At 35.1% G+C, this 8,133-nt stretch carries 7 protein-coding genes and 1 pseudogene; 3 read left to right on the top strand and 5 right to left on the bottom strand.

What is annotated here, in order from left to right; genetic code table 11:
- The first annotated feature begins 174 nt into the window (after window positions 1-174).
- Window positions 175-915 carry an HTH domain-containing protein gene (locus GW534_RS15025; RefSeq protein ID WP_246204210.1) on the top strand — a complete coding sequence of 247 codons (741 nt, stop codon included), beginning with the start codon at window positions 175-177 and terminating at the stop codon, window positions 913-915.
- Between the two features lie 1,354 nt (window positions 916-2,269).
- Here the strand turns inward: GW534_RS15025 and GW534_RS15020 are convergent.
- The 5 genes from GW534_RS15020 to GW534_RS15000 all read right to left on the bottom strand — a co-directional run bounded on the left by GW534_RS15020 (window position 2,270) and on the right by GW534_RS15000 (window position 6,564).
- Entirely contained in the window at window positions 2,270-2,803 is a 534-nt protein-coding gene (locus GW534_RS15020) for a GNAT family N-acetyltransferase (protein ID WP_161921799.1), read from the bottom strand.
- 12 nt (window positions 2,804-2,815) lie between these two features.
- Complete coding sequence (locus GW534_RS15015; RefSeq protein ID WP_161921798.1) at window positions 2,816-3,652, bottom strand: nucleotidyltransferase domain-containing protein; 837 nt, start codon at window positions 3,650-3,652, stop codon at window positions 2,816-2,818.
- A gap of 186 nt (window positions 3,653-3,838) precedes the next feature.
- Entirely contained in the window at window positions 3,839-3,985 is a 147-nt protein-coding gene (locus tag GW534_RS16190; protein WP_202630965.1) for a hypothetical protein, read from the bottom strand.
- 220 nt (window positions 3,986-4,205) lie between these two features.
- Window positions 4,206-5,549: an MFS transporter gene (locus GW534_RS15005; RefSeq protein ID WP_161921797.1), complete on the bottom strand. Its 1,344-nt coding sequence runs from the start codon at window positions 5,547-5,549 to the stop codon at window positions 4,206-4,208.
- Window positions 5,550-5,646: 97 nt separating this feature from the next.
- Window positions 5,647-6,564 (bottom strand): LysR family transcriptional regulator, encoded by a 918-nt coding sequence (locus GW534_RS15000; protein WP_161921800.1) that lies wholly within the window; start codon window positions 6,562-6,564, stop codon window positions 5,647-5,649.
- A gap of 207 nt (window positions 6,565-6,771) precedes the next feature.
- On the opposite strand from GW534_RS15000, the pseudogene GW534_RS16990 reads away from it, so the two are divergent.
- Together GW534_RS16990 and GW534_RS14995 are read left to right on the top strand one after the other, a co-directional pair.
- Window positions 6,772-6,864 (top strand): annotated as a pseudogene (locus GW534_RS16990) (ATP-binding protein); the annotation flags it as partial.
- Window positions 6,865-7,968: 1,104 nt separating this feature from the next.
- Window positions 7,969-8,133: chromate transporter (locus GW534_RS14995; RefSeq protein WP_202630963.1), on the top strand; the 165-nt coding region annotated here is incomplete at its 3' end.

Genomic DNA, 8,133 nt, shown 5'->3' with positions numbered 1-8,133 from the left:
AAATTATTTGTTTACAATGAATTTCACAATCAAATGCGATAAATCTTATTTCTATAAATTCATTGAAAATGCTACTATTTAAATAAATAGTATGTTAATTAAGGAGGATAACATTGAGTAATGATAGACTTTATTGAATTAGCTATTAAAATTTTGAAATAAACGGAAAAACCAATGACAATAGATGAAATTTGGGAATATGCAAAAGAAAAGAATTATGACTATTTAGTTGGTACAAAAGGAAAAACACCGTGGAATACTTTAGGCGCAAGGATCTATGTGGATATTAGAGATAATCACAATTCACCTTTTATAAAAATAGATTCTAAGCCAAGAAAATTCTTTTTAAAAGAATTTCAACAGAAAACAGATATAGAAAAGGAAGAACAGGAAATAGTTGTACCACAAAGAACCTTTTACACTGAAAGAGATCTACATCCATTTTTGACTTACTATGCAAAAACATATCTTAATGTTTATTGTAAGATAATTTATTACGAGAAATCGTTCAAACGAACATATAACCAATGGTTACATCCTGATATCGTAGGAGTAAACTTTCCTATCGGTGAATGGGAAAATGATGTAATAGATTTAGGTATTACGTTAAGTGGACAATTAACTAGGCTATATTCATTTGATTTAAAAAAAGAAATTACCTTTTCAAATTTAAGAGAATCTTATTTTCAAGCTGTTTCAAATTCATCTTGGGCAAATGAAGGGTATTTAGTAACTGCAAAATTACTCAACGATGAAGAGTTTCATTCTGAATTAAGACGTCTCACTTCTGCATTTGGAATCGGTATAATTAAATTAGATATCGAAGATCCAGATGCTTCAGAAATCCTTTATCCAGCAATATATAAAACAGATATAGATTGGGAAACTGTAAATAAACTTTCAAGAAAACCCTGACTTTAGGAATTTTATTAGAAGAATAAAGAATGACATGATAGCAAAGAGATTAGAAAAGAAAAATATGATAAGGTTTATCTTACTGAACAGTTAATAAATAGTATTAAAAAGTAGCTTTAGTCCTGCATTTACCAGAACTAAAATAGCATCATATTTTAATTAGATTTTTATATTGGTAAAATAAAAAATCCGACTCTTCTTGCATTTTTATCTCAAAATATAAAATGTTCATGAGAAGGGATTTCGATGACATTTTAAGAAGAAAAGTAGTTTAAAATGTCTACGAGACAGGGGGGCGATGACAAATCAAGTTAAAATTTAGGGTGAAATGTCCATGAGACTGGTTCTCGATGACATTTCGAGATGAAAAGTAGCATGAAATGTCCATGGGAGTGGTTCTCGATGACATTTCGAGATGAAAAGTAACATGAAATGTCCATGAGACTGGTTCTCGATGACATTTCGAGATGAAAAGTAACATGAAATGTCCATGAGAGAGCGTCTCGATGACATTTCGAGATGAAAAGTAGCATGAAATGTCCATGAGAGAGCGTCTCGAGGACATTTCGAGATGAAAAGTAACATGAAATGTCCATGAGAGAGCGTCTCGATGACATTTCGAGTTGAAAAGTAGCATGAAATGTCCATGAGAGAGCGTCTCGATGACATTTCGAGATGAAAAGTAACATGAAATGTCCATGAGACTGGTTCTCGATGACATTTCGAGATAAAAAGTAGCATGAAATGTCCATGAGAGAGCGTCTCGATGACATTTCGAGTTGAAAAGTAGCATGAAATGTCCATGAGACTGGTTCTCGATGACATTTCGAGTTGAAAAGTAGCATGAAATGTCCATGAGAGAGCGTTTCGATGACATTTCGAGATGAAAAGTAGCATGAAATGTCCATGAGAGAGCGCCTCGATGACATTTCGAGATGAAAAGTAAAATGAAATGTCCATGAGAGAGCGTTTCGATGACATTTCGAGATGAAAAGTAACATGAAATGTCCATGAGAGAGCGTCTCGATGACATTTCGAGATGAATAGTAAAATGAAATGTCCATGAGAGAGCGTCTCGATGACATTTCGAGATGAAAAGTAGCATGAAATGTCCATGAGAGAGCGTCTCGATGACATTTCGAGATGAAAAGTAACATGAAATGTCCATGAGAGAGCGTCTCGATGACATTTCGAGATGAAAAGTAACATGAAATGTCCATGGGAGTGGTTCTCGATGATATTTTGCGATAAAAAACCTTTCAAACTGTCCACTTTCAAACTGTCCAATAGAAAAGATTTAATCTAGCGGACATTTCACAATTTTAGTTCTATTTATCAAAACTTTAAACTGCTATCATGTATTTTTATTCCCCCAAATCATATGATCCTGACCTATGCCCCAGTAATCTTTAATGTAGTAATCGGGTTGGCCAAATTTCTTTTTCCAGATTTTTTGCGCACAATTGTAGCCGCAATCTAAACAAAATTCTTTAATGCCTTCACTTTTCAAACGAGTCATAATTGCCTGCAATAATTTATTGCCGACGCCTATGCCTTGAAATTTAGGGTGAACGAGGACTGTGCCTACTTCGACCAATTGATCGAAAGCATTGTTCGTTAATTTCTTGATGAGTTCACTCGCAAGTCCGAATCCAATCGTGCCAATGATTTGCTCCTCATATAAGGCAATTAAAAAGTACCGTTTTTCTCCATTACTGTCTAAATCACTTTGTAAATACTTTTTCTTCGTTTCTAGTTCATCTTGAAGATCGTCCAACAGGTCCCCAATGCCTTCCTTATTAAACGTATCCGTAATTACGATATTAAAAAATTCATTTAATTGGGGAATATCTGTAGGATGTGGTCTTCGAATTTTTACATTAAACATCCAAATCCCTACCTAATTGTTTACTAAAGCCTGCGTTTCTAAAATTAGCGCTTCTAAAATATCAAGGGCTTGGTTTGTACTATCCACATTTGGCGAAAGCAATGCAATAATTTGATCAATTCGATTCTTGTATTCTTTCGGCTTTTTCGCGAATCCATCAATCATTCGAACGGCTTTTTTCTCATTTATGCAATATTCTTCGTTCATGGCAAACAAGACTTGATTTAGACATGATATCGTTCTGAAACAATGACCGGTTACATAAGAAATATCATCTTTATCTACATTATCTCTCGCAAACATTAAAGAAAAGTTCGCTTCGAACATAAAGTAACTAATAATCGCATCTTTTAACGCTTTTGGATAAGGTAATGTTTTCGATTTTAGCTCGGCAATTCGATTACCTTTATCAGCTAAAATTTTACAAATGGCCACTTCACCCATATACATCACATTTAGAAATCCATGGGGATGTCCTGTATGGTAGTGGGTTGAAACATTCCCTGCCAAACCTTCTTCAACGACTTGTTCCACTCTATTAATATCCCGAAATAAGAAATCAACATGGTACCCTTGTACAATTAACCAGCCACCGCCGTTGATCCAAGGACCCCATTCACCAATATTTGTTACTATATTCTCACGATGTTCGTCATCAAATTTTGTCGCAACTTTGCTAATATCATTTACATTAAACCCTGCTGATTTATCGTAATAAATTCCTAAGTCAATATCAGAGGTAGGGTGATGGGTACCTCTCGCTCTCGATCCACCCAAAACGACTCCGACAACACCAGGTAGCTCACTTAATTCCTTCGTAATTTCATATATTATTTTTTCTAAAGTCAAAAATCTCAACTCCTATTTTGCTACACGGGGACAGGTTCCTTGTTGCAATTTAAAATGAAACACTGGACCCGTCCCTCTGTATCATACCTCTGTATCATACTGCAACGTCCTTTCCTTGAAACTCAGGGTGAACGAGGACTGTGCCTACTTCGACCAATGGATCGAATGCATTGTTCGTTAATTTCTTTATAAGTCACTTCCAGGTCCGAATTCAATAGTCCCGATAACCTGATCATCATATAAGCCGATTAAAAAATACCGTTTTTCTCCATTACTGTCTAAATCACCTTCTAAATACTTCTTTGTTTCTATTTCGGCTTGAAGATCGTCCAATAGGTCCCAAATGCCTTCTTTATTAAACGTATCCGTAATTACGATTTTAAAAAATTCATTTAACTGGGGAATATCTGTTGGACGTGGTCTTCGAATTTTTACATCATCATTGAAATCACTACCTTATGGGTGGAACAGGGGGACGGGTCCATCGTTTCAATTATAAAATGAAACACCGAACCTGTCCCCCTGTACCACTAAATTTTTCACTAACAATAAATCATGAGGTTTTATAAACCTCCGTTCCAACTGATTTCTCTTTCGCATAATCCGCCTGTTCTTCACGAATTAAACTCATCGCGATGGCTCCAAATAGCGCTGCAATCCCAATTGCAAAAAAGTTAAACTGCGGTTGGAGATTAAAGGTTAATAAAATCCCTACATAAGTTGGCGCTACAATTGAACCAATGCGTCCAAAGGCCATCGTACTACCAAGGGCTGCTGCTCGTACATCAGCTGAATAATACTGGGCTACGTATGCATTGGACATGTTTTGTAAACCGAGGGATGAAGCACCGATTAGCCCAATTAATACGTATGCGAAATAAATATTTTGTGAGTAGCCAATGAGCACTAAGCAAGTCGCACATAGTAAATAAAGTGGAATAAGCACACGTTTGAATCCAAGTAATTGAATAATATTACCAAATACTAATGTCCCAACAATGGACCCTAATTGGAGCACTGCAACAAATGCTAGACTTGATTGAAGGTTATAGCCTACGTTCATCATTAATGTCGGTAACCACGTATTTAATGAATACATGAGTATAAACGTACAGAAACAAGAGAGCCAGAACATCATCGTACTTAAGCCGAGTTTATTTTTAAATAGATCCCGGACGGAAGACTTTTTAATCTCATTCTGCTCGATATATGTGATTTGTACATCCTTAGAAAGAGCCGGATTTATTTTCCGCAAAACAGTAACGAGAGTTTTTGTATCCTTTTTCTTCATTAAAGAATGAATTGACTCTGGAACAATACTTGCAATAAATGGTAGTAAAAGTAATGGTAATCCACCAACCCAATATACCGGCTGCCAGCCGTATTTTTCTAAGAAAAATTGTCCACTAAAGGAAGCTGTCATCGCACCAACGGAATACCCTATAAATATAAATGAAATAATCGCAGCTCGATGTTTTGTCGGTGCGTATTCAGAAATTAAAGCAGCGATATTAGGCATGACACCACCAAATCCTAAACCAGCAAGCACACGACAAATCGTGAAAAAGACAGGATCTGTTGCAAAGCCAGCTAATAACGTAAAGAAACTAAATAAAAATGTCGTAAAAATGATCAACCGTCTTTTTCCAAATCGATCAGCATATAATCCAAAAATAACCGCACCGATCACGGTACCAAATGTCGTATAACTACCAATCGAACCTGCCACGATATCATTAATTCCCCAGTCCGCTTTTAACAAAGGAATCGTTGCCCCATAAATAACCACATCATACCCATCAAACATCAAAATAAAAAACATACAAAGAATAAGTACATAATGATAGCCTTTCAATTTACTTTGATTAACAAGATCAATCGGATTTACTGAATTCATGCTACTTTCCTCCATCCCTTATTTTTAAGAGAAAGTATAGCATGACAAGTCAGCTAATAAGTAACACTTAAAAAATATCTCTGGCTATAGGTAAAAGCTATACCCGCCTCCGCTCTTCTTCTATCGATTCTTTCAAATACTCGATATAAATTTTCGCCAATTGACTTCTTTTCATATTTTTGTGTGTGATATATCCAACTGTAATTTTTTCATCAACTTGTAAAGGTACTGCGACAATATTTTTACCATTCAATTTATGACTAATAACGCCTGTTGAAATCGTGTATCCGTTTAATCCGATTAGTAGATTAAAGAGTGTGGCCCGGTCGGTTACCATAATATTTTTCGGCCTCGTTAGTGTACTTAAAATTTCCTCTGAAAAATAAAAAGAGTTATAGTCTCCTTGATCATAATATAAATACGGATACGGTGTTAGATCATCCAATGTAACAAAATCTTGTTTCGCAAGCGGGTGATCTGAACTTATAAACACATGGGGATCCGCTTGGAAAAGCTCGTGAAAAGTTAAATTCCCCTCCTCAAGAAATTTAAAAATTACGTTTCTATTAAAATCGTTCACATATAAAATACCAATCTCACTTCGTAAATTTTTTACATCTTCAATAATCTCGTACGTTTTCGTTTCTTTTAACGTAAATTCATATTCTTCCTGGTCATATTCCTTAATCAAACGAACGAACGCGCTCACCGCAAAAGCATAATGTTGTGCAGATACGGAGAAATGATGCTGCATTTGTTGTGTATTGGAATACCGGTTTTCTAAAAGTGCAGCCTGTTCCACCACTTGCCGAGCATAACCGAGAAACTCCGAACCTTCTGCTGTTAAAATAATCCCTTTATTTGTTCGTAAAAAAATCGTGATCCCAATTTCGTTTTCTAACTCTTTAATCGCATTGGATAAACTTGGCTGACTGATAAACAACTTTTTCGCTGCTTTACTAATCGAACGACTCCTGGAAACTTCAATAACATATTTTAACTGTTGCAACGTGATCATCTCGTACCACTTCCTTTTATATTATAAAGAAGCAATTCTTGTTATTTTACACTTTAGTGTGTTAGTGTGTAAAATTTTACTTATTATACTAAAAAGTAATTTTAATTTCTATTAATATCCAGTATTGCATTATAAATCTAGTGTATATGTAAAAGTAGTAAATTTATTTTCCACACTATAAGTTTTGCTACCATCTGTTGAACACCATTATTAACAACGGCGAACTTAGATCGCCTCCTCCATAGAAGTGAAATTATAACATTTGATGAACATCAAGATAGTATAAGAATGAAGTAAAGACAGGTTTTATTTGAAGAGTCAGGTGTTGAATCTTAATTGCGGTAAACTGTTGAACCTTAAATGTGGAAAAATGTTTAATTTTACTTGACGGTTACAAGTCCCGATGGAGTTTACTATAACAAAATACAGTTTCTAATACCTAGGAGAAATTGTAGATTTGGGATGAAGGACATTTTATACCGCTTTTCGGGAAATTTTGTCTTTCATAAACGTGATGAAAGACAATTCTTACTGTTTTTCCGACTCTTTTGTCCTTCATTAACGCAATGATGGACAGTTCTTCCTTTTTATCTGAGAAATTTGTCCTTCATAACCTCGATGAAAGACAATTCTTACTGTTTTTCCGACTCTTTTGTCCTTCATGAACGCAATGATGGACAGTTCTTCCTTTTTATCTGAGAAATTTGTCCTTCATGAACACGATGAAAGACATTTCTTACTGTTTTTCCGACTCTTTTGTCCTTCATTAACGCAATGATGGACAGTTCTTCCTTTTTATCTGAGAAATTTGTCCTTCATGAACACGATGAAAGACATTTCTTACTGTTTTTCTGACTCTTGTGTCCTTCATGAACGTAATGATGGACAGTTCTTCCTTTTTATCTGAGAAATTTGTCCTTCATAACGTCGATGAAAGACAATTCTTACTGTTTTTCCGACTCTTTTGTCCTTCATGAACGTAATGATGGACAGTTCTTCCTTTTTATCTGAGAAATTTGTCCTTCATGAACACGATGAAAGACATTTCTCACAGTTTTTCCGACAATTGTGTCCTTCATAAACGCCATGAAAGACACTTCTCGCATTTTTCCTCAACCTTATGTCCTTCATATGTACAATGAAAGCCATCTCTTCTAATTTTTCTGACTAATTTGTCTTTCATACCATTAAATATAATGAAGTTTGTTAAAAAGTATAAAATCCTACACCACCATAATGCAATAACCACGCGCCCCTAACTTCCCTTACCGTTCGTTTTACCTCAGTCAAACTTTTTGGCTAAATGTTTGTAATATGTTATTATCAGAGCGTATGTCTAAATGGGACAAACTAATCAGCTAGGTAAAGATATTTACAATAGAATAAATGAGGCGGGACATTATGAATAAAAATAAAAACATTTTTCAAACATGGCTAGAAATACTCGTTATTTCTACGAGACTTGGGCTAACTTCCTTTGGAGGGCCTATTGCACATTTAGGTTATTTTCATGAGGAATACATACGAAGAAGAAAGTGGATGGATGAAAAAAGTTATGCCGATTTA

Origin of the sequence: Pallidibacillus pasinlerensis, assembly GCF_009996845.1 — a bacterium.
GTDB classification, from domain to species: Bacteria; Bacillota; Bacilli; order Bacillales; family Caldibacillaceae; genus Pallidibacillus; species Pallidibacillus pasinlerensis.
Note: the sequence above shows the minus strand (reverse complement) of the source record. Positions and strands in the feature narration are given on the sequence as shown.